Annotated in this window: 6 protein-coding genes; all 6 read right to left on the bottom strand. The window is 76.6% G+C overall.

Features of this window, described 5'->3' with window-relative positions; genetic code table 11:
- Positions 1-4: 4 nt before the first annotated feature.
- Genes ACIA6B_RS03595 through ACIA6B_RS03620 form a run of 6 tightly spaced genes read right to left on the bottom strand, consistent with a single transcriptional unit; the run spans position 5 to position 23,900 of the window.
- Positions 5-1,177, bottom strand: coding sequence for a trans-sulfuration enzyme family protein (locus ACIA6B_RS03595; RefSeq protein ID WP_396770588.1), 1,173 nt, complete (start codon positions 1,175-1,177; stop codon positions 5-7).
- Positions 1,174-6,435 (bottom strand): amino acid adenylation domain-containing protein, encoded by a 5,262-nt coding sequence (locus ACIA6B_RS03600; RefSeq protein WP_396770590.1) that lies wholly within the window; start codon positions 6,433-6,435, stop codon positions 1,174-1,176. Before ACIA6B_RS03600 ends, ACIA6B_RS03595 begins: the two co-directional genes overlap by 4 nt.
- Complete coding sequence (locus tag ACIA6B_RS03605; RefSeq protein ID WP_396770592.1) at positions 6,432-7,451, bottom strand: TauD/TfdA family dioxygenase; 1,020 nt, start codon at positions 7,449-7,451, stop codon at positions 6,432-6,434. Before ACIA6B_RS03605 ends, ACIA6B_RS03600 begins: the two co-directional genes overlap by 4 nt.
- Positions 7,448-8,491: a TauD/TfdA family dioxygenase gene (locus ACIA6B_RS03610; RefSeq protein ID WP_396770594.1), complete on the bottom strand. Its 1,044-nt coding sequence runs from the start codon at positions 8,489-8,491 to the stop codon at positions 7,448-7,450. Before ACIA6B_RS03610 ends, ACIA6B_RS03605 begins: the two co-directional genes overlap by 4 nt.
- Positions 8,488-11,700, bottom strand: a complete 3,213-nt coding sequence (locus ACIA6B_RS03615; RefSeq protein ID WP_396770596.1) for an amino acid adenylation domain-containing protein — start codon at positions 11,698-11,700, stop codon at positions 8,488-8,490. The genes ACIA6B_RS03610 and ACIA6B_RS03615 overlap by 4 nt, the downstream gene beginning before the upstream one ends.
- Complete coding sequence (locus ACIA6B_RS03620) at positions 11,697-23,900, bottom strand: amino acid adenylation domain-containing protein (RefSeq protein ID WP_396770598.1); 12,204 nt, start codon at positions 23,898-23,900, stop codon at positions 11,697-11,699. The genes ACIA6B_RS03615 and ACIA6B_RS03620 overlap by 4 nt, the downstream gene beginning before the upstream one ends.
- Between the last annotated feature and the right edge of the window lie 441 nt (positions 23,901-24,341).

Raw genomic sequence — 24,341 nt, forward strand, 5'->3', positions numbered from 1 at the left:
GCCGTCAGGCCGGTGCCCCGTCGAGCGCCGCCAGGAAGTCGGCCACCAGGTCGGCGGTGTCCTCGATGCCGGTGGAGACGCGGACCAGGCCGTCGGCGATCCCGGCGGCGGCGAGCTGCTCGGGGTCCACGATGCCGGCCCACATCGAACGCGGGTGCACCACCAGCGTGCTGACGCTGCCGAGGCTGGCCGCCCGCTTGGCCAGCCGCAGCCCGGCCAGCAGCGCCGCCGCACCGGCCCGCCCGGCGGCCAGCTCGACGCCGAGCACGCCGCCGAAGCCGGTCATCTGCCGGCGGGCCAGCGCGTGCTGCGGATGCGAGGACAGCCCCGGGTAGCGGACCCGGGCCACCGCCGGGTGACCCGCCAACGCCTCGGCCAGCGCGAGCGCGTTGGCGTCGTGCCGCTGCACCCGCAGCGGCAGCGTCCGCAGGCCGCGCAGCAGCAGCCAGGCGTCGACCGGGCCGAGCGTGGCACCGGTGACGATGGACGTCCGCCACACCCGCTCGACCAGGTCCGCGCCGCCGACCACCACCCCGGCGGACACGTCGGAGTGCCCGCCGAGGAACTTCGTGCCGCTGTGCCAGACCAGGTCCGCGCCGGCGGCCAGCGGGCGCTGGTTGACCGGGGTGGCGAACGTGTTGTCCACCACCACCAACGCGCCGGCCGCGTGCGCGGACGTCACCACGGCGGCCAGGTCGGTCAGCTCCAGCAGCGGGTTGCTCGGCGTCTCCACCAGCACCAACCGCGTCTCCGGCCGCAGCGCCCGGGTGAACGCGTCCGCGTCGGTCTGGTCCACCTGGGTGTACCCGACGCCGAACCGGGGCAGCAGCCCGGTGGCCAGCGAGGTGGTGCCGCCGTAGGTGCTGCGTTGCACCACCACGTGGTCGCCGGCGGCGAGCAGCGCCAGCGCGACAGTGCTGATCGCGCCCATGCCGGACGCGGTGACCAGCCCGGTCTCCGCCCCCTCCAGCTCGGCCACCACGGCGGCCACCTGCGCGTGGTTCGGGTTGCCGTAGCGGGTGTAGAACGCGCTGCCCCGCGCCTCGGTGGCGATCTCGGTGAACCGCTCGTCGGACTCGGCGCTGAACGTGGCGCTCTGCACGATCGGCGGCGCGACCGCCCCGCCGGGAACCAGGCCGTCGTCGCCGTGCACCGCGGCGGTGCCGAAGCCGGTCATCCGCGCGCCACCCGCTCCACCAGCGCCCGGTAGCTGCCCAGCGCGGTGAACTCCGGCAGCGTCAGGTCGCTGCCGTGGCGCTGCCGGAGCAGGGTGACCAGCCGCAGCGCGCGCAGCGAGTCGCCACCGGCGGCCAGGAAGCCGGTCGCCGGGTCGCGCGGCGCGGTGCCGAGCACCTCCTGCCAGGCCGCCGACACCCGGTCGGCCCACTCCTGCCGGCCGTCGTCGCCGGGCGCCGGCGCGCTTGCCGCCACCGGGGGCAGCGGCGCGTCCGGGTCGGCGGCCAGCAGCCGGCGGAAGCCGTCGGCCAGCGCGTCCACCCGGTCGGCCGGGACGTGCCGGTGGTCGTACTGCACCATCAGCCCGAGCCGCCCGCCGGTTAGCTCGGCGTCGACGGCGAGACTGAACGCCACGTCCACGGTGACGCCCCGGCTGTCCTCGACGCGACTGCCGCCGTCGACCGGGCGCGACGGGAAGTGCGTCCAGTTGAAGAAGTGGTCGAAGCGTGGCCCCGCGCCGCCGGCCCGGACGATCTCGGCGAGCGGGAAGCGGTGGTGCCCCATCAGGTCCCGTTCGGCCCGCCACGCCTCGGCGGCCAACTCGGCCACCGACCGGGAGCCCAGCGCCAGGCGCACCGGCAGCGTGTTGAGGAACAGACCGAGCGTGGCGGCGCTGCCCTCGCCCTCCGGCCGGCTGCCGACCACCAGGCCGCTGACCACGTCGTCCCGCCCGGCCAGCTCGCCGATCAGGCGTAGGTGCACGGCAAACAGCCAGGACTTGACCGGCACCCCGGCCGTCCGGGCGACCTCGGCGACCCGCTCGGTGGTGCCGGCCCGCAGCGGCACCCGCTGGGTGGTGGTGGTCCGCGGCTGCGCGCCGCCGAGCAGCAGCGGTGGCGCGGCGCCGGCGCCGTCCAACCAGAACCGTCGGGTCGCCGCGTCGGCCAGGGCCGCCCGCTCGGCGGCCACGTACTCCCGGAACGGCAGCCCCGGATCGGCGGCGGCGGTCATCCCGGCCCGCTCCCGGTCGTACGCGTCGAGCAGGTCGGCCAGGAACAGGTGCAGGCTCCAGCCGTCCAGGACGCTGTGGTGCTCGGCGACCAGCAGCGTGAACCCGTCGGCGTCGGTGCGGACCGCGTGCAGCCGCAGCAACGGCGGCCGGGCCCAGTCGAACGGACGACGGCGCTCCTCGGCGACCAGCGCGTCGACCCGGGCCTGCCGGGCCGGCGCGTCCGCCCCGGTCAGGTCCGTCACCGGCAGCTCCACCGGCACCCGCGCGTGCACGAGCTGCAACGGCTCGGCGTACGTGCCGAGCGCGAAGCCGGTCCGCAGCACCGGGTGGGCGTCCACCAGCAGGGCCAGCGCCCGGCGCAGCGCCGCCACGTCCAGCGGCCCGGCGACCCGGTGCGCGGTGACGTTGTGGTAGACGGCCGGGTCGCCGGTCAGCTCACCGTGGTAGACCATGCCGAGCTGGAGCGCGGTCATCGGGTACGCGTCGGCCAGCCCGTCCGGCAGCCGGTCCCGGTCGGCGGCGGTGACCAGCGAGAACCGGCCGTCGTGGGCGGCCGGCTCGGGCGCCACGCCGTCCAGTGTGATCCGGCCGTGCGTGACCAGGTCCCGGATCGTCTGGTGCGTGAAGATGTCGTTGAGCTGGAACGACAGCCCGCGTTTCTGCGCCGCCACCTGCATCTGGATGCTGCGGATGGAGTCGCCGCCGAGCGCGAAGAAGCTGTCCGTGACGCCGAACGACGCCACCCCGAGCACCTCGCGCCACGCCTCGACCAGGATCTCCTCGGCCCGGTTGGCCGGCGTCTCCGCCGGGTCGCCGGCCGGCCGTTCCAGCCGGGGCGCGGGCAGCGCGGCCCGGTCCAGCTTGCCGTTGCGGGTCAACGGCAGTTCGTCGAGGACCACCACCGCGGCCGGCAGCAGGTGCGCCGGGAGCCGCTCCGCGAGCCACTCCCGAGGCGGCGCGACGGGCCCGGCGGCGGGCGTCGCGTCCACCGTCGGGCCCGCGGCGGCGTATCCGGGGCGGACCGCGTGCAGCGTGTGCCGGTCGGTGCCGGTCAGCAGGTCGTCTTGGCGGGTGACCACGGTGAAGCCCCGCGCCTCCAGCAACGCCACCAGGCCGGCCAGCCGGCCGGCGGTCGCCGTGCCCGGCGCGTCGTGCACCTCCATGGCGACCTGCGCGACGAGCGGCCAGTGCCGGTCGTCCAGGCCGGCCAGCACGTCCGCCTCGGCGCGCTGCACGTCGATCTTCAACAGGTCGATCCGGGCCGGCGCCAGCTCGTCCAGCACCGCCGACAGCGGCCGGACCGGCACGGTCAGCTCCCGGCCGGCGAAGCGCTCGGCGAGCAACTCGTCCGCGCGGTCGAGCAGCAGGTTCCGCTCGCCCGCTCCGGCGTCCCGCTCATTGGCCAGGTACCGCTTGATCACCCCGATCTCGGCGTCCGGATCGGCGTACGCGGCGTGCCCGGACATCATCGAGTAGCCCGGGTAGTAGGTGAACGAGACCTCGCCGGCCGCCCGCGACAGCCCGTACGCGTGCACCGTGGCCGGCACGCCGAACCCGTCGACGTTGCGGCGCAGGACCTCGGCCACGGCCGGCACCGGCTCGAACGCGTGGATCGTCGCGTCCGGGCAGACCTGGTGCACGAAGAGCGAGAACATGCCGATGTTCGCGCCCACGTCGAGCACCGTCGCGCCGGGCCGCAGCACGATCCCGTCCCGCAGGTAGACCCGCTGCGTGAAGATCTCGTCGTACAGGTAGCGGGTCTCGTGCGGGTTGACCCCGGCCACCCGGTCGAGGTCGAGCGCGACGCCGGCCCGCGGCCGGACGTAGGCGACCAGCCGGTCGCCGTACCCGTCGTCGTCGCGGGCGACCACCGCGGCGTCGGCGACCTCCGGGTGGCCGCGCAGCACGGCGGCCACCTCGCCCGGCTCCACCCGGAAGCCGTGGATCTTCACCTGGTCGTCGAGCCGGCCCAGGTAGCGCAGCCGCCGCTCGGCGTCGAAGCGCACCCGGTCGCCGGTGCGGTAGACCCGCTCGACGCCGCCGTCGGGCAGCGGCAGCTCCACGAACCGGCGGGCGGTCGCCGCCGCGTCACCCAGGTAGCCGTCGGCGAGCTGCGGACCGGCGACGCACAGCTCCCCGGCCACCCCCGGCGGCACCGGACGAAGCCGCTCGTCCAGCACCCGCACCGCGACGCCGGGCAGCGGCCGGCCGATCGTCGGCGGGTCCCCGGCGCGGATCTCCGCCGCCGTGGTGTCCACCGTGCACTCGGTCGGGCCGTACAGGTTGACCGGGTGGACGTCCGGCCGGGTCGCCACCGCGTGCCACAGGTCCGCCGGCACCGGCTCGCCACCGACCAGCAGCAGGCCGGGCAGCGGGGAGTCGCCCGCGCCGGCGAGCAGGATGCGGAGCTGGGAGGGGGTCAGGTCGAGCACGTCCACCCGCTGTTCCGCGAGCCAGGCCGCGAGCGCCGCGCCGTCGCGGCGCACGTCGTCCGGCACCAGGAACAGGGCGCGGCCGTGGGCGAGCTGTACGAGCTGCTTCACCGAGGCGTCGAACGTCAGCGGCGCGTTGACCGCCACCCGCAGGCCCGGCGCGCGGTCGGCGTACACGGTGGACTCCAGCGCGCCGGTCAGGTGCGCGGCGGCGGCGTGCGACACCCGGACCGGCCGGGGCGTGCCGGTGGAGCCGGAGGTGAAGATGACGTACGCCGGATCGGCCGGGGCCGGCGCGGTCGCGGGCGGCGGGCCGCCGGCCGCGACCAGTTCGGCCACCGACACGGTCGCCGGGTCCCGGTCGCCGACCACACACTCCGCGCCGACCGCCGCGAGCTGCGCGGCCAGGCGTGGCGGCGGGGCGTCCGGGTCGAGCGGCACGAACACCGCGCCGGCCCGCAGCACGCCGAGGAACGCCACCACGGTCTCCCGGGACCGGACGGCCAGCACGCCCACCGGCCGGCCGACCAGGCCGCGGGCGGCCAGCGCCGCGGCCACCCGCGCGGCCCGCGCGTCCAGTTCCCCGGCCGGGTACGCGCCGTCGGCCGCCACCACCGCCGGGGCGTCGGCGGCCATCCCGGCCAGGCCCGCGTCGAGCAGGTCGACGAGGGTACGCGTCGGCGCGGCGCCCGCCGTGCCCCCGGCCCCGGCCAGCCAGCCGGCCTCCCCGGCGCCGAGCACGGCCAGCGGGGCGTCCCCGGCCAGCGCGGCCGGCAGGCTGCGCAGCACGGCCACCAGCGAGTCGAGCAGCCACTGCCCGCCGGTCACCCGCAGGACGACCTCCTCGTCCCCGGGCAGCACGGTGAGTCGCGGCCCGGCGGGCGGGGGCGGGACCGGCACCTCCACCGCCGTCGCGCCGAGCGCGGCGACGCCGGCCGGCGCGACGGTCGGCTGGACCGCGAAGCCGGCCACCGCGCCGGTGCTCTCGTCGACCGGGTCGACCAGGTGGAACGTCTCGTCGGCGGTGGTCTCGGCGGCGCGCACGACGGCCAGCAGCTCGGCCGGGTCGGCCGGCAGCGGCAACGCCAGCCGCAGCGGCCCGTAGCCGCCCAGCGGGCCGACCACGCCGCCGGTGCCCTCGGCCTGCCGGCCGTCGTGCCAGCGGGCCAGCACCAGGTCCGTCTCCTCGGCCCCGTCCGGCGCCTCGGCCCGGCGGGCCACCGCGAGCGCCCACGCGGCGAGCAGCAGCGTCCCGACGTCGCCGGCGGCGGCGCGGGCGGTCGCGGCCAGCTCGGCGGCCGGCAACGCGGTGGTGACCGTCGCGCCCGGATCGTCGCCGTGCGGCTCGACCAGCCGCGCGGCCGGTGCGCCCGGCGCGGGCGGGGACGCCTGGTCCCGCTCCTCGACCTGCCACTCGGTGACGTCGAGGAACTGCAACGCCTCCGGGTCGGCCGGCGGCAGCTCGCCGGCGTACGCGTGGGCCAGGTCGGTGAGGAGCAGGCGCAGGCTGGCCGGGTCGGCGATCAGCGGGGTGGCGGCCAGCTCCATCGCGTCGTCGGTGAGCGTGACCGACAGCTCGCCCTGCGCGCCGACCGGGACCGTCCGGTCGTCGTCCACGTCCTGCAACGGCACCCGCAGCCCGGGGTGGTGCACGAGCGTCAGCCGCAGCGCCTCGTGTCGGGCCACCACCTCGTCGACGGCGGCCTGCAACCGGGCCCGGTCGAGCGGCCGGTCGAGCCGGACCCGGGCCCGCACCAGATCCTGCTTGCCGGACCAGGCCAGTCGCTGGACCGGGGACAGACGGTATCCGTTCACCACACACTCCGGTTGACGTAGAGGTCGGACATGGCGACCAGGATCTGCCGGTCGCCGGTGAAGGGTTCCCGGCCGTGGGTGGCCAGGAAGTTGTCCACCACCAGCACGTCGCCGCGCCGCCACGGGACGGACAGGGCGTGCTGCCGGTACAGCTCACGGATGCCGGTGACCACCTCGTCGGGGATCGGCTCGCCGTCGCCGTGGTACGCGTTGCGCGGCAGCCCGTCCGGGCCGTACTCGCGTCTCAGGGCGTCGGCCACCTCGGGCGGCATGTTCGACACGTGGAACAGGTGGGCGTGGTTGAACCACACCGTCTCCCCGGTCCGCGGATGGGTGGCCGTCGCCTGCCGTCGCGCCACGGTCCGCAGGCCGTCGTCGCCCAGCCAGGTGAACTCCGTCGCCGACGCGGCGCAGTACGCCTCCACCTCCGCCCGGTCGGTGGTCTGGAACGCCTCCTGCCAGGGCAGGTCCAGGTGTGGGCCGTAGTTGCGCACGTAGCGCACGCCGTCCCGGTCGAACCGCTCCCGCACCTCGGCCGGGATCAGCGGGGTGATCACCCGTTCGGCGGCCAGCGGGGTCGCGCCGCCCTCCCCGGTGGCGGGCTGCGCGCAGTGGAAGAACAGGTGCGTCGGCCAGTTGTGCGAGTACGACATCTCGTGGTGCAGCGGGATCCACTGGGCCGCGTTGAACTCGGTGGAGGTGAACACCCGGTCGGCCACCTCGTGCCGGGGCGCGGCCCGCTCCAGGTAGCCGAGCAGCTCCGGGCCGACCTCCCGGGCGGCCCGGCCGAAGTCGTCGGCGCTGCGCACGTCGAAGCCGCGGAAGAACACCGCCGCGTGCCGGTCCAGGTCGGCCAGCAGCTCGGCCCGTCGACCGGCGAGCCAGCCGGCCAGGTCGAGGTCGGGCACGGCGGCCTCGACCAGCAGCACGAAGCCGTCCGGGCCGAGCGTGCGTCGGGTCACCGGCGCGGTGACGCCGCCGCCGCTGCCGCGCCGCCGCGGTCCCGGGGCGCTCACGCGGCACCACCGGTGGAGGTCAGCTCGGGCGCGGCGACCGGGTCGGCCATCGCGGTGAGGATCCGCCGGGGCGGGGTGAACGGCTCCCGCGCGTGCGCGGCCAGCATGTTCTCCACCAGCAGCACGTCGCCGGCCCGCCAGTCGAACGAGCGGGTCTCCGCCGCGTACGCGGCGCGCAGCTCGGCCAGCACCTCGTCCGGAATGGGCGTGCCGTCCCCGTACGCGGTCTGGTAGGGCAGGTCCTCCTCGGCCAGCGCGGCCCGCAGCCCGGCGCTCACCTCCGGCGGCAGCGACGTGACGTGGAAGAACAACGCGTGGTTGAACCAGGTGCGTTCTCCGGTGACCGGGTGCCGGCGGACCGCCGGGCGCACCTGCCGGGTCCGCAGTTGCGTGTCGCCCACCCACTCCACGTCGATCAGCGCCCGCGCGCAGTACGCCTCGACCTCGGCGCGGGATTCGGTCTGGAACGCGGTCTGCCAGGACAGGCTGATGCCGGGCAGGTAGTTGCGCCGGTAGAGCACGCCGCGCTCCTCGAACTCCGCGACCGTCTCGGGGCGCAGCCGGGCCAGCACCCGACGACTGTCCGCCAGCGGCGTACGCCCACCGGCGGCCGGGGCCACCTCGCAGTGGAACACGATCCGCAGCGGCCAGGTCACCGTGTACGACTGCTCGTTGTGCAGCACGATCGGCTGGTCGGCGGGGTGCTCGGTGGAGGTGTAGACGCCCTCGGCGACCCGGCTGCGCGGCGAGGACCGCTCGCCGTACGACAGCACGTCGTCGGAGAGCGCCGCCATCACGGTGCGGAAGTCGTCCGCGCCGGCCACCGCGAAGCCGCGGAACAACACCGCGCCGGCGCGACGGGCCAGCCCGTCCACCTCGTCGCGGTGCCCGGCCAGCCAGCCGGCCAGGTCGACGTCGGGCACGTTGGCGTGCACCAGCGCCGGCAACGGGCCGTCCGGCCAGTCCGGCCGTACGTCCACCAGGTTCCGTTCCCGGCCGCGGCGGGGGACGGGCCGCGCGACCCGGATCTGATCGGTCATCTCTCACTCCCAGCGGTGTCGGCGCAGTCGGCCAGACTGCGCCGGGGGTCGGCGGCGGCGGTACGCAGCAGCGCGGTGAGGCGGCGGTGCCACGTCGTCATCCCGTCGTGGTCGAACAGGTCGGTGCGGTAGGTCCAGAGCGCGTCCAGCGCGTCGCGCCGGTCGTCCAGCCAGAGCGTCAGGTCGAGGCGGGCGGCGTCGGCGGTCAGCTCCACGCCGGTGAACTCGCCGCCGACGGCGCTGCGGTGCCGGGCCGGCGGCGCGTTCTGCACCCCGAACGCCACCTGGACGAGTGGGTTGCGGCCCGGTCGGCGGGTCGGGTTGAGCCGCTCCACCAGCAGGTCGAACGGGACGTCCTGGCGGGCGGCGGCGAACAGCGTGACCCGCCGGGCCTCGGCCAGCAGGTCGGCGAACGTCCGGTCCGGGGCCGGGCGCAGCCGCAGCGGCAGCGTGTTCACGTGGCAGCCGACGCCGCGTTCGGCGGCCACGCTGGTGCGGCCGGCGAAGGCCACGCCGACCAGCAGGTCGTCCCGGCCGGTGGCGGCGCCGAGCAGCGCGGCGAACCCGGCCAGCCCGACCATGTGCAGGCTGGCCCGGTGCGCGCGGGCGAGGTCCCGTACCGCCCCGGCGGTCGCCGGGTCCACGGTGGTCCGCAGCGCGGCCCCGCCCGGGTTGTTAGGCGGAGGCCCCTGCTCTACCGCAGGCGTTGAGCGGGGGCCCCTCCTTACCTCCAGTAGGTCAGGGGCGCCGCGTAGGTCGCGCAGCAGCTCGTCGGTCGCGCGGCGGCCGGCCGGCGAGGCCAGCCAGGCGTGCTGCGCGGCGGCGAGCACGGCCGGGCCGGGCGCTGGCTCGCCGGGCGGCGCGTCCGGGTCGTCGTAGGCCACCGCCAGGTCCCGGACCAGCACCCCGAACGACCAGTCGTCGGCGACCGCGTGGTGCACGACAAGCAGCAGCGCCTCCGCGCGACCGTCGCCGTCGGGCAGCAGGCACGCGCGCAGCAGCGGCCCGGTGGCCAGGTCCATCGGGGTACGCGTGCCCTCGGCGGCGAGCCGGGCCAGCCGGGCGTCGAGCGGGACGCCCGGTTCGGCCGGCGCGACCACGAGGTCCGGCCGGGCGTCGGGGCGGACCACCTGCACCGGCCCGTCCGGTCCGGCGGGCAGGACGGTACGCAGCGCGGGATGCCGGTCGACCACCCGGTGCAGCGCCCGGGTCAGCCGCTGCGGGTCCAGCGGCGCGGCGAACCGGATCGCGAACGCCAGCAGGTAGGACGTGTCGGCCGGGTCGAGCCGGTGCAGGAACCAGAACCGCCGCTGCGCCGCGGACAGCGGGGCGGGCCCGCCCGCCGGCTCACCGGGCGCGTCCCCGTCACCGGCCGGCCCGGTGGTCGTCGGCGGGCAGGTGACGTCCTCGCCGGGCACCCCCGGGTCCGCCGGCGTGCCGTCCGGATCGGCCGGCGCGTCGATCCGGGCGGCCAGCGCGGCGACTGTCGGCTGGGCGAACAGGTCACCGGGAAGGACCAGGCGGCCGGTGGCGGCGGTCAGCCGGGTGGCGCAGCGGACCGCCAGCAGCGAGTCGCCGCCGAGCGCGAGGAAGTCGTCGTCCGGGCCGGTGACCGGCACACCGAGCAGCTCCCGCCAGACCGTCGCGACAAGCGCGCCGGTCGGGCCGAGCGAACCGGGGTCGGCGGCGGGGCCGAACGTCGGCGCGGGCAGCGCGGACCGGTCCACCTTGCCGTTGGGCAGCGTGGGCAGCCGGTCCAGCCAGACCACGGCCGCCGGCACCAGCGGCGCCGGCAGCACCTCGGCCAGCCGGGCCCGCACGTCGTCGCGCCGCTCGCCGGTCAGGTAGCCGACCAGCAGCGGGTCACCGCTCGGGCCGGGCCGGACGGCGGCGGTCGCCCCGCGTACGCCGGGCAGCGCGGCGAGCCGGGCGGCCACCTCGCCCAGCTCGATCCGGTAGCCGCGCAGCTTCACCTGGTCGTCCAGCCGGCCCAGGTAGGCCAGTTGCCCGTCCGGGCGCAGCCGTACCCGGTCGCCGGTGCGGTACATCCGTTCGCCGGGGCGGAACGGGTCCGGCCGGAACCGGGCCTCGGTCTCCGCCGGCCGGCCCAGGTAGCCGCGGGCCAACCCGGCGCCGGCCAGGTACAACTCGCCGGCCTCACCGGGCGGCGTCGGTCGGCCGTCCGGGTCGAGCACGTACGCCCGGGTGCCCGGCAGCGGCCGGCCGATCGGTGGGTCGTCGCCGTCGCGCGGCACCTCGGCCCAGGTCGAGTACGTGGTGTCCTCGGACGGGCCGTACAGGTTGCACAGCCGGCGCACGTGCGGGCGGGCCCAGACCCGGGCGGCCAGCGCGGCGGTGAGCGGCTCACCGGCCAGGCAGACCGTGCGGACGCCCGGCGGCAGCGCGCCGGCGGTGAGCAGTTCGCCCATCGCCGCCGGCACGGTGTTGACGAGCGTGACGGGCAGGCGGTCCGCGCCGGGCGCGGCCAGCGCCAGCACGTCGTCCACCAGCAGCACCCGCCCGCCCCAGGCCAACGGCCCGAAGATCTCGAACACGGACAGGTCGAAGCAGACCGAGGTGGCGGCGAGCATGCCGCCCAGCTCGGTGTCGTCGAACGTCTGCCGGACCCAGTGCAGCAGCACCGACGCGGAGCGGTGCTCGATCGCCACCCCCTTGGGCCGACCGGTGGAGCCGGACGTGTAGATGACGTACGCCAGGTCGGCCGGCGTGACCGGCGTCGCCGGGTCGGTGCCGTCCCCGGCCGGGTCGAGGCGGTCGGTCAGCACGGTCGGGCCGGGGAACCGGTCGGCCAGGTCGGCGCGGGTCAGCACCAGCCGGGCCCCCGAGTCGGCGGTCATGAACGCCACCCGGGCGGCCGGGTACGCCGGGTCCAGCGGCACGTACGCGGCGCCGGCCTTGAGCACGGCGAGCAGCGCGACCACCAGTTCCGGCGTACGCGGAAGGCAGACGCCGACCCGGTCGGAGCGCTCGACTCCGGCGGCGCGCAGCACCCGGGCCAGCCGGTTCGCCGCCTGGTCGAGATCCCGGTAGGAGAGCGTGGCGTCGCCGTGCCGGACCGCCTCCGCGTCCGGGGTGCGGGCGGCCTGCGCGGCGACCATCCGGTGCAGGCAGTCCACGGTGGCCGCGCCGCCGCCGGTACGCCGGGTGGCGGCGCGGCGGGTCGGCCCGGGACGGGCGGGCGCGCTCACCGGCCCCCACCCCCGACCGCCGCCGCGAGCCGGCGGTCCGCCTCCTCCTGGATGCGGTCCTTGTCGGCGAGCACCACGCGGCCCGGGTCGTTGTCCGGCAGCTCGTCCTCCAGCCGCCGGATCCGGCGGTACGCGATGCCGCCGGCGGCCAGCGCCAACGCGCAGAGCCCGGCCAGGATCGCGGCCAGCGCCATGCCCCGGCCCGGCCCGGTGCCGACCAGCCCGGCGAGCGGACCGCCCGGCCGGGCCAGCGGGTCGAGCACGTGCTCGGCGAGCGGCCCGGCGCTGAGGAACCCGGCCGGCACCATCAGCCAGGACAGCATCTGCGCCATGGCCAGCACCCGGCCCTGCAACTCCAGGCCCACCTTGGCCTGCACGATGGCCAGCCAGTGCGTGTTCACCAGCGCGGTGGCCAGGCCCATGCCGAACAGGCCGAGCGCCGGGAACAGCGGGTCCGGCCGCAGCCCGACGGTGAGCAGCGAGACGCCGAGCAGCACGACGCTGGCCAGGATGCCGGTGGTCCGCCGGGCGGTGCCGCCCCAGACGCCCATCAGCACCGACCCGACCACCATGCCGACGCCGCTGGCGGCCAGCACCCGGCCCAGCACCGCCGGGTCGCCGAAGGAGAGCGTGAGCGGCGTGACCAGCACCTCCACCATGGCGAAGAAGTAGTTGAGCGACGCCACCAGCACGACCAGGGCGACCAGGCCGTGCCGGCGGACGATGAACCGCCAGCCGCCCAGCACCTCGCGCCGGAACGGCTCCTCCCGGCGCACGAACAGCGTGTCCGGGAAGCGGACCGACAGCGTGACGGTCACCGCCACCGCGAACGTGACCAGGTCGATCACCACGACGCCGCGCAGCCCGACCGCGAGCACCAGCGCGCCGCCGACCAGCGGGGCCAGCACGGTGCTGGTGGCGGTGCCGAGCGAGACGATGCCGTTGGCCCGGCCGTAGTAGCGCTTCGGCACGAGCTGGGTGACCGCCGCCTGGTAGGCGGGTTGCTGGAACGCGGTGGCCACGGCGGTGACGGTGATCGCGGTGAGGATGTGCCAGAGGTGGAGCTGGCCGAGCCAGAGCAGCAGCGCCAGGCTCACCGTGCCGCTGGCGGCCAGGCAGTCCGCCAGCACCATGATCCGTCGGCGGTCCCACCGGTCGGCGAGCGCGCCGGCGATCGGGGAGAGCACCACGGCCGGCAGCAGCGCCAGCACGGTCGCGGTGGCGAACAGCGACACCGACCCGGTGCGCTGGTAGACCCAGAGCCCCATGCCGAACGCGGTCAGCCCGCTGCCGATCAGCGAGACGAGCTGGCCGACCGCGACCAGGTAGAACACCGCCAGGCTGGGCGTCGCCGCCCGCCGCGCGGGGGCGTCCGCCGTGCGCGCGGTCCGGGGCGCGCTTCCGGCCGTCTCGGCCGGGAGCACCTCGACGGGTACGCCGGTGGGCCGGTCGCCCTCGACGGGCGCGGCGGCGGACCGGTCCGGCGCGGGGGCGCAGTGCGCCAGGATGACCGCGGCCAGTTCGGCCGGCTGGTGCTTGGCGAAGTAGTGCCCGGCCCCGTCGATCACCGCCAGCGACACCCGGTCGGCGAAGAACTCCCACTCCAGGTAGCGCTCCTGGTAGAGCTCGGTGGCCCGGTCGCCGCTGCCCACCACGCAGACCAGCGGCGCGGACAGCTTCCGGGGCAGCCCGGCGGCGTAGACGTCGGTGTAGTAGTCCTCGCCCCGCGCCGAGTCGGCCAGCACCACCCGCATCACGAAGTCCTTCTCGGCGGCGTCGAAGACCTCGGTGAAGAAGCCCATCGCGCGCAGCGACTCCAGCGTCCGCCGCTTCGACGCCCAGCGCTCCACCGGGAACCACCGGCGCAGCCAGCCGAACACCCGGCCGGGCAGCCGGGGCGCGGGGAAGTGCGCGCCGATCGCCACGCCGGTCACCTCGATGCCGGCCGCCTCCAGCCGGCGGGCCAGCTCCACCGCCTCGGCACCGCCGACGCAGTGCCCGTACACCGCCACCGGGCCGGTGATCTGCTCGGCCACCTCGGCCACGCAGCGGTCCACCAGCTCGTCCAGGTCGAGCATCGGCTCGTCCGGGCGGTTCAGGTCGTGGCCGGGGCGTTCCAGCGCGTACAGCGACACGCCGGCCGGCAGGGCGTCCGCCAGCGGCTGGAACGTGATCGCGGAGCCGCCGCCGAACGGCACGCAGAGCAGCGTCAGCGTGGTCGGGGTGCCCGGCCGGGCCGGGGTCAGCTCGTGCAACAGCTTCCCGGCCGAACCGCCGGTGGCGGTCAGGTGCTCGGTCAGCGCCCGGATGGTCGGGTGCCGGAACAGGTCGAGCACGCTGATCGCCGGGTCGCTGCCGGCCAGCGCCTTGATCGCCCGGAACGAGTCGCCGCCCAGGTCGAAGAAGTCGTCGTCGATGCCGACCCGGTCGTAGCCGAGCACCTCGGCCCAGCGCCGCGCCAGCGCCGCCCGCAGCGGCGTGTCCGGCTCACCGGCACCGGCCGCGGCGCGGTCACGGCGGGGCGCGGGCAGCGCCGCCCGGTCGACCTTGCCGTTGGCGTTGAGCGGCATCCGGTTCAGCGGCACGAACGCCGACGGCACCATGTAGTCCGGCAGCCAGGTGCGCGCGTACGCCCGCCACGGCGCCGGGTCGGCGGTGAAGTCGGCGGTCACGTCCCGCCCGGCGTCCGGCTCCGGGCCGTCGGTGAGCGTCAGGTACGCCACCACGGCCTTCTCGCCGGCGTCCTCGCGGACCACCACGGCGGCGTCGCGGACCGCGTCGTGCCGGCGCAGCACCGCCTCGATCTCGCCCAGCTCGATCCGGAACCCGCGCACCTTCACCTGCGAGTCGCCCCGGCCGAGGAACTCGATCCGGCCGTCGGCCAACCGGCGGCCCAGGTCCCCGGTGCGGTACAACCGCCCGCCGCCGGCCGGGTCCGGCACGAACCGCGCGGCGGTCAGCGCCGGATCGGCGTGGTAGTCCCGGGCCAGCCCCGGCCCGCCCAGGAAGATCTCACCCGGCACGCCGACCGGGACCGGATCCAGCCCGGCGTCGAGCACGTGGACCCGCATGTTGGCGATCGGGCGGCCGATGGTGGGCCGGGACCCGTCCGGGACGATCCGGTCCATGGTGGCCCAGACCGCGGCCTCGGTCGGGCCGTACAGGTTCCACAGCGCGTCCACCCGCTCGGCGAGTTGCCGGGCCAGCGGCGCGGGCACCGCCTCGCCGCCGCAGACCGCGGTCAGCCCCGGCGTGCCGGTCCAGCCCGACTCGATCAGCAACCGCCAGGTCGTCGGCGTGCCCTGGGCCAGCGTGACGCGCTCGGCGGCGAGCAGCGCCGCCAACCGGGTCGCGTCGTACGCGACGTCGCGGTCCACCAGCAGCATCCGCGCGCCGACCACCAGCGGCAGGAACAGCTCCGGCACGGACATGTCGAACGCGAAGCTCGCCATCGCCAGCATGGTGCCGTCGCGGATCAGGCCGGGCCGCTCGCGCATCGTGGCCAGCGTGTTGACCACCGCGCGGTGGCTCACCCGGACGCCCTTGGGCCGACCGGTCGAGCCGGACGTGTAGATCAGGTACGCCAGGTGGTCCGGCCCGGCCGACGACGCGACGGCGGTGTCCGGCTCCCCGGCGAGGTCCGAGGGACCCGGCTCCCCGGCCGGGTCCACCCCGGTCACCACCGTGCCGGCGAAGTCGAGCCGGTCGGCCAGGGCCGGTTCGGTGACCAGCACCGTGGCGCCGCTGTGCGTCACCACGTACCGCTGCCGCTCCACCGGGTACTCCGGATCCACCGGCACGTACGCGCCGCCGGCCTTGAGCACGCCGAGCAACGCGACCGGCAGCTCGGCCGAGCGGGGCAGGCAGACCGCGACCGGCACGTCCGGCCCGACCCCGGCCCGGCGCAGCCGGTGCGCGAGCCGGTTGGCGCGGGCGTCCAGCGTGGCGTAGTCGAGCGTGGTCCCGCCGAACGTCACGGCCGGCCGGTCGGGGCCGGTCGCCACCTGACGCGCGAACAGGTCGACGAGCGTCGGGACCCGGTCGGGCGGGGTGTCCCAGCCGGCCGGCGCCGCGGTGTCGTTCCACTCGGCGAACCGGTCGCGCTCGGCTTCGGTGAGCAGCGGCAGCGCCGCCAACCGGGTGCCCGGGTCGGCGACCGCGGCGGCGAGCAGCGTCACCAGGTGCCCGACCATCCGGTCGGCGGTCGCCGGGTCGAACAGCGCGGTGTTGTACTCCAACCGGAGGCGCAGCCCCTCGGTCACCTCGTACGCGTACAGCGCCAGGTCCTGTTGGGCGATGCCCGGCTCGACCGCGAACGGCGTCATCCGCACCCCGGCCGCCTCCACGTCCCGCTGCTCGGGCACGTTGAGCAGGTTGAACATCACCTGGAACAGCGGGTTGCGGCTCAGGTCGCGGGGCGCGTCGACCAGGTCCACCAACCGTTCGAACGGCACCTCCTGGTGGTCGTACCCGCCCAGCGCGGTGCCGCGGACCTGCCCGAGCAGCTCGGCGAACGTCCAGTCGGCGTCCAGCACGGTCCGCATCGGCAGCATGTTGACGAAGAAGCCGACCATCGGCTCCAGCTCGGCCCGGACCCGGCCGGCCACCGGCGTGCCGACGCAGACGTCGCGCTGGCCGGTCCACCGCCACAGCAGCGTCTGCCACGCGGCCAGCAACGTCATCGCCAGCGTGACGCCGTGCCGCTGGCTGAACCGGCGCAGCTCGTCGGCGGTCGACGGGGCCAGGACCAGCGTGCGGACCGCGCCGTCGAACGTCTGCACCGGCGGGCGCGGCCGGTCGGTGGGCAGCTCCAGGGCGGCGGGCACACCGGCGAGCTGCCGCCGCCAGTACCGCAGGTCGGGATGGTCCGGATCGGCCAGCCGGCCGCGTTGCCAGCGCGCGTAGTCGCCGTACTGGACGGCCAGTTCGGGCAGCGGGTCGCCGCCTCCGTCGCGGGCGGCGGCGTAGCGGGTGGCCACCTCGCCGGCCACCAGCCCGAGCGACCAGCCGTCGGAGACGGCGTGGTGCATGGTCAGCGACAGCACGTGCCGGTCCGCGGTGACGCGCAGCAGCACGGCCCGGAACAGCGGCCCGGCGGCCAGGTCGAACGGGCGTCGCACCTCGGCGGCGAGGGCGGCGTGCACCCAGCCGGGCACCGCCGCGGCCACCGCCGGCTCGACGATGCTCACCGGCGCGGCCGGCTCCGGGTCGGCCGGCGCGGTCAGCACCGGCAGATCCACCGGCCCGGCCGGCAGCACCCGCTGCACCGGGTCGCCGTCCGGCCCGAGCGGGAACACGGTCCGCAGCGCCTCGTGCCGGCGCACCAGCCCGGCCAGCGCGGTCCGCAGCGCGTCCAGGTCGAGCCGGCCGTCGAGCAGCAGCGTGGTGCCGACCGTGTAGGCGCTCTGCGCGTACGCCTGGTCCAGGAACCACAGCCGGTGCTGGCCGGAGGAGAGCGGCGCCGGCCCGGCGTCCGGCTCGGCCCGGGCAATCCGCTCCCCGGCGTCGGACGCGACGCTCGGATCGGGTGGGCCCGCCACGGGCGGCCTCCCCGGCGCGACAGCGGTCGGCTCGGCGGCGACAGCAATCGGCTCGGCGGCGGCGGCGGTCGGCTCGGCGGCGGTCGGCTCGGCGGCGGCGGTCGGCTCGGCGGGGGTCGCGGCGTCGACCGGGACCGCCACGGGCGGCGTCGTCGGCAGCCTGGCGTCGAGGACGTGCCCGCCGCTGCCCGGCACGGCGGCCACGGTCGCCGGCAGTGCCGCCGCGAGCGCCGCCACGGTCGGCCGGGCGAACACGGTCTCCAGCGGCACCGCCACGCCGAGGCGGGCGCGCAGCCGCACCACCACCTGGGTGGCGAGCAGCGAGTGCCCGCCCAACTCGAAGAAGTCGTCGACCGCGCCGATCGGCGCAATGCCGAGCAACTCCTCCCACACCGCCGCCACCGCCTCCTGCACCGCCCCCTCCGGCGCCACAAACGCGCTGCTCAACGCCGGCCGGTTGCCCGTCTCCTCCGCACGCTGATTCACGGAAAGAGTGGCCATGGCGCCCGGAACAGCCACTCTTTCCGTGAAACAGGCGCCGGCGGGGGTGGAGGTGGGGGTGGGGGTGGGGGTGCGGGGGGCCGGGGCGATCCAGTAGCGGTGCCGCTCGAACGGGTAGCCGGGCAGCGGCACCCGCCGGGTGCCGGTGCCGTGGAAGCGGTCCGGGTCGACCGGCACGCCGGCCAGCCAGAGCCGCCCCACGGCGTCGAGCAGTGTCGACACGTCGTCGGACTCGGCGCGGGGATGCCGCATCGCCGCGACCGTCCGGGCCGCCGGCAGTCCGGCCAGCCGGGCCAGGCCGCCGAGCGCGTGCCCCGGGCCCACCTCGACCACCACCGCGTCCTGCTCGGCGAGGAACGCGGCCGACTCGGCGAACCGGACCGGCTCGCGCAGGTGCCGCACCCAGTACGCCGGATCGGTGACCAGCCCGGGGGTGACCGGGCCGCCGGTCAGGTTGCTGAGGTAGGGCCGCTGCGGTTCGGCGAACCCGACCCGGGCGGCGTGCGCGGCGAACTCGTCACGCACCGGGTCGAGCAGCGCCGAGTGGTAGCCCCGGGTCACCCGCAGCGGGCGGCAGTCCACGCCGTCCGCGGTCAGCCGCTCGCGCAGCCGCCCGACCGCCGCCGGGTCGCCGGAGACCACGCACAGCTCCGGGGCGTTCACCGCGGCCAGCGACAGCCCCTCGTCGAGCAGCCCGGTCACCGTCGCCTCCGGCAGGCCCACCGCGAGCATCGCCCCGGCCGGCGTGCGCGCCACCAGCTCGCCGCGTACCCGCACCAGGCGCAGCGCGTCGGCGAGCGGAAGGACGCCGGCCAGGCAGGCGGCCACGTACTCGCCGAGGCTGTGGCCGACCATCAGGTCCGGGGTGACGCCCCGGGCCAGCAGCGTGCGGGCCAGCGCGTACTCCGTGACGAACAGCGCGGGCTGCACCAGCTCCGGGCGGGCCAGCAGTTCCTCCGCCGCCGGGTGCCCGCCGGGCGGCGGGTCGAGCACGGCGCGCAGGTGGCGGCCGAGGTCGTCGCCGAGCAGCGCGGCGCACGCGTCCACCTCGGCCCGGTAGGTCGGCTCGGCCCGGTAGAGCCCCGCGCCCATCGCCACGTGCTGGGCGCCGTGCCCGGGGAACGCGAACACCAGCGTCCGCCGGCCGCCCGGACGGGTCCCGGTGAACCGGCGGGCCGGCGTGTCCAGGGCGGACACCGCGTCGGCCCGGTCCGCCGCGACCACGTACCGGCGGTGGGTCAGCGCCGCCCGGCGGCCCAGCGCCGCCGCGACGTCCGCGAGCAACACCCCGGGGTGGGCGTCGAGGTGGTCGCGGAGCTGCCGGGTGGCGGTCTCCAGCGCCGCCGGGGTACGCGCGGACAGCATCAGCAGGCGCGGCCCCGGCGCGGGCGGGGCGACCGGGCCGGACGGCGCCGGCGGCTCCTCCAGCACCACGTGCGCGTTCGTGCCGCCCATGCCGAACGAGCTGACGCCGGCCCGGCGTGGCCCGTCGGCGTCCCACGGACGCGCGGCGGGCTCGAAGCGGAACGGGCCGGTCCCGACGTCGATCGCCGGGTGCGGCCGGTCCAGGTTCACGGCCGGCGGCAGCGTCCGCGTCCACAGGGCCATCACGGTCTTGATCAGACCGGCCACCCCGGCCGCCGCGTCGGTGTGCCCGATGTTGGCCTTGACCGAGCCGAGCGCGCAGAAGCCGCGCTCGTCGGTGCCGCGCCGGAACGCCTCGGTCAGCGCGGCCACCTCGATCGGGTCGCCCAGGCTGGTGCCCGTGCCGTGCGCCTCCACGTAGCCCACCGAGCGGGGGTGCACGCCGGCCGTGGCCAGCGCCCGACTGATCACCTCGACCTGTCCGGCGACGCCCGGCGCGGTGTAGCCGGTGCGGCGGGCCCCGTCGTTGTTGATCGCCGAGCCGCGGATCACCGCGTAGACCGTGTCGCCGGCGGCGACGGCGTCGGCCAGTCGCTTCAGCACGACGACGCCCACGCCGCTGGACTCGATGCTGCCGCGTGCGTCGGCGCTGAACGGGCGGCAGTGCCCGTCGGGGGAGTAGATGCCGCCGTCGTGGAAGAGGTAGCCGCGCCGCTGGGCCGGGAAGACACTCACGCCGCCGGCCAGCACCACGTCGGACTCGCCGGCCAGCAGGCTCTGCCGGCCCAGGTGCACGGCCACCAGCGAGGTGGAGCAGGCGGTGGCCACGGTGACCGCCGGCCCGGTCAGGTCGAGCTGGTACGCGACGCGGCTGAGCAGGAAGTCCTTGTCGTTGCCGAGCGAGAGCTGGTGCTCGCTGAGCCCGCCGGTCAGCTCCGGGTGGCCGCTGAGGTGGTCCAGCAGGTAGGAGCTGCGACCGGAGCCGGCGAACAGGCCGACCCGGCCGGGGTGGCGGGACGGGTCGTGCCCGGCGTGCTCCAACGCGTGCCAGGCGCACTCCAGCAGCAGCCGGTGCTGCGGGTCAAGCGTCTCCGCCTCACGCGGCGTGAAGCCGAAGAACGCCGCGTCGAACTCGTCGACGCCGGGCAGGAAGGTGCCGGTCCGGACGTACGCCGGGTCGTCGATGCGGGCCGGGTCCGCGCCGTCGGCGAGCATCTGCTCCACGGTGAACTCCTCGACCGACTCCACGCCGTCGCGGATGTTCGCCCAGAACTCGTCGACGGTCCGGGCGCCCGGGAACCGGCCGGCCATGCCCACCACCGCGATCGGCCCGTCCGCCGGGCCGGCGGACGCGGTCGCCGCGCGCACCGGCGGGGCCTGCGGCGCCACGCCGGTCGTGGTGACCGTGACCAGGTGCGCGGCCAGCGACTCCACGGTGGGGTGGCGGAACAGGTCGGTGGCGGTCAGCACGTCACCGAGGCGGGCCCGCAGCCGGTCCAGCACGGCCAGCAGCCGCATCGAGTGGCCGCCCAGGTCGAAGAAGCTGTCCCGGGTGCCGACCTGCTCGACGCCCAGCACCTCGCGCCACACGTCGCCGACCAGGCGTTCCAGGCGTACCCGGTCGGCGTCCCACCGGTCGGGCGGCCCCGCCGTCGCGGTGCTCGTACCGGTCCGGTGGCCGTCCGGGGCGGCGCTGCCCGGGGCGGCGCTGCCCGGGGCGGCGGGACCGGCCGGCGTGGCCGGCCCGACGGGGTGACGGGTGGCCGGGGTGTCGGCCGGCGCGGGCAGCGCGTCGGCGTCCACCTTGCCGTTGCCGGTCAGCGGCAGCGCGTCCAGCCGCACGAACGCGGCCGGCACCAGCCAGGACGGCAGCTCGGCGACGAGCGCGGCGCGCAGCTCCGCCGGGTCTGGAGCGTCGCCGGCCAGGTACGCGACCAGCCGCGGGTCGGTCGGGTCGTCCCGGCGTAGCTGGACGGTCACGTCGACGCCCGGCCGGTGCCGTCGGATCGCCGCCTCGATCTCGCCGCACTCCACCCGGTAGCCGCGCACCTTGACCTGCCGGTCGGTGCGGCCCAGGTACTCCAGGACGCCGTCCGGACGGCGTCGGGCCAGGTCGCCGGTGCGGTAGAGGCGCGCGCCGGGCACCCCGGAGAACGGGTCGGGCAGGAACCGCTCGGTGGTGCGGTCGGGCTGGCCCAGGTAGCCCCGGGCCACCCCGGCCCCGCCGACGTACAGCTCGCCGACCACGCCCACCGGCACCGGGTTGCCCCAGTCGTCGAGCACGTGCAGCGCGGTGTTCGCGATCGGTCGGCCGATCGGCACCGAGCCGTCGGCCGGCGTGTCCGGCTCCACCTCGTACGCGGCGCAGCCGACCACGGTCTCGGTCGGCCCGTACTCGTTGACCAGCGCGGTCCGTGGCGCGTGGGTCCGCCAGGGCGCGACCTGGTCGGCGCGCAGGTTCTCGCCGCCGATGACGAAGCACCGGGTGCGACCGGCCAGCTCGTCCGGGCGGAGCTGGTGAGTGACCAGTTCGAGCTGGGCGGGTGTGATCTTGACGAGGCCGAACGGCGTGGTGGTGTCGCGCAGCGCCTCGCCCAGCGCCGCCGGGCCGAGGTGCTCGCCGATCATCCGGACCGTCGCGCCGGCGGCCAGCGGCACCAGCAGGCTGGTGACGGTCAGGTCGAACCCGACCGAGGAGTGCAGCGGGACCACGTCACCGGCGCGCAGCCGGTACGCCTGGGTCGCCCAGCGCACGTAGTTGGCCACCCCCCGGTGGGTGACCATCACGCCCTTCGGGCGGCCGGTCGAGCCGGACGTGTGGATGACGTACGCCAGGTCGTCAGCGGTCGGCGCGGGCCGGCGGCGCGGCCGACGCCGGGGTCCACCGCCGACCCGCGTCGCGCCGGCCCCGGGCACCGGCGCGTCCGGCCCCGGCACCAGCAGCGCCGTGTCGCCGGGCACCAGGTGCGCCAGTTCGGCGCAGGTGAGCACCACCGACGCGGCGGTGTCGTCCATCAGGTGCCGCAGCCGGGCCGGCGGGTTCGCCGGGTCCATCGGCACGTAGGCCGCGCCGGCCCGGAGCACCGCCAGCACCGCCACGGTGAACCCGACCGCGCGGGGCAGCAGCACGCCGACCAGGCCACCGACGCCGACGCCCCGCGCACGCAGCGTCTCCGCCAGCGCCTCGGCCCGCGCGTGCAGCTCCCGGTAGCTCAGCGAGGCGTCGCCGTCGGTCACCGCCACCCCGTCGGGGGTACGCCGGGACTGCTCCTCGATCAACGCGTGCACCAGCTCGTCCGGCTCGGCCGGCGTGGCGGTCCGGTTCCACTCGCCGACCAGTCGCCGGTGCTCCGCGGGGGTCAGCATCGCGACCGAGCCGACCGGCGCGTCCGGGTCGGTCAGCAGCCCCGCCAGCAGCGTCCGGAAGTGGCCGGCGAAGCGGGTCACCAGGTCGGCGTCGAACAGCTCGGTGCGGTACTCCAGCACGGTCCGCAGACCCCTGTCGTCCTCCCGGACGGCCACCGTGAGATCGAACTTGGCGGTCTCGACCGGCACCTCGACGGTGCTCACCTGGAGGCCGTCCAGGCGGGGCGGGGCGGTCTCGCGGCCGTACACGAACATCACCTGGAACAGCGGGCTGAAGCCGGCCCGGCGGGCCGGGCGCAGCGTCTCCAACACCGTCGAGAAGGGCAGTTCCTCCCGGCTCAGCGCGTCGAGGACGGCGACGCGGACCCGCTCCAGCAGCGTGGCGAAGGACGGGTCGTCGTCCAGTCGGGCCCGGATCGCGACGGTGTTCAGCAGCAGGCCGACGAGCCGCCGTGTCTCGGGGCCGCGCCGGCCGGAGACCGGGGTGCCGACCACGACGTCCCGCGCGCCGGTCCACCGGGCCAGCAGCACGTGCAGCACCGCCAGCAGCACCATGTACGGCGACACCCGCGCCTGCCGGCAGTACGCGGCCAGTTCCTCGGTGGGCACGTCCAGCGGCACCGACAGCGTGCCGCCGGCGCCCGACGGCGCCGCCGGGCGGGGACCCCGGGTGGGCAGGTCCAGCGCGGCGGGCGCGCCCGCGAGCTGCTCCCGCCAGTAGTCGAGCTGGGCGGACGCCTCCGGGCCGGCGAGCCACTCCCGCTGCCGGCGGGCGTGGTCGCGGCAGTCGCCCTCGACCGGGTCGAGGGCCGCCGGTCGTCCGGCCCGGTGTGCCGCGTAGAGCCGCTCCCACTCCTCGTGCAGCAGGCCCAGCGACCACTCGTCGACGGCGACGTGGTGGAACGTCAGCAGGAGCACGTGCTCCTCCGGCGCGCAGCGCACCAGGTCGGCCCGGACCACCGGCCCGCGGGCCAGGTCGAGCGGCTCCCGGGCGGCGGCGCGCAGCCGGGCGTCCACCTCCCGGTCCCGCTGCCAGCTCGGCAGTCCGCTGAGGTCGTGCACCCGCAGCAGCCCCGGGCGCGGCTCGTGGACCACCTGGACGAGCCGGGTGTCCGCGCCGTCGCCGCCCGGGTCCGGCGTGTTGGTGCCCGCCGCGGGTCGGTCGACGGCGGGGGGCGGCTCGGCTGCGAGCGTGGTCCGCAGCGCGGCGTGGCGGGCCACCAGGTCGTCAAGCGTCGCGGAGAGCGCCGCCACGTCGAGCGGGCCGTGCAGCCGGTAGGCCAGCGGCACCAGATAACCGGCCGAGCCCGGGTCGAGGCGGTCCAACTGCCACATCTGGCGCTGCGCGGCGGTCGCCGGCGCGGGGCCGCCGGAGTGGGGCCGCGCCGGTGGGACGGGCACCGGCCGGGCCCGCAGGACGTCGGTCATCGCCTCCGCCTTCGTCGCTGCCGGCCGTCGCGCGGGTCGCATCCGGGCGCGGGCGGTCGCCGCGCCGGACCGTCCGGTCGGCCGGGGTGATGGAAAGATCAGGATTCCTCGATGGGGAACCGCGTTCATCATGTCACCGGCGATCTTTGTCCGCCGATCCCCGAATCGTGCCGCCGGTCGATGCTTTCGGTGTCGGGCGCTGCACGTTCGGCCAGTTCCCGGCGGCCGGTAAGAAATGTGACTGCGGCGGCTCGACGCGCAGTCCGGGGCGGCGCCCGGGGTGATGTCGCCCGTATCGGTCATCGGGAGCTTCCGCCGCCTCGACACCATTGTGGAGGGATATGCCGGATGCGGGCGGCGGGCGGTGGCGAGTCGTGCCGCCTGCTCATTGTGGCTGTTCACGGCGTCGTTGACAGCGTGATCTTCGATGGAATACGGTTC

Origin of the sequence: Micromonospora sp. NPDC051141 (assembly GCF_044455765.1) — a bacterium.
Lineage (GTDB): Bacteria > Actinomycetota > Actinomycetes > Mycobacteriales > Micromonosporaceae > Micromonospora.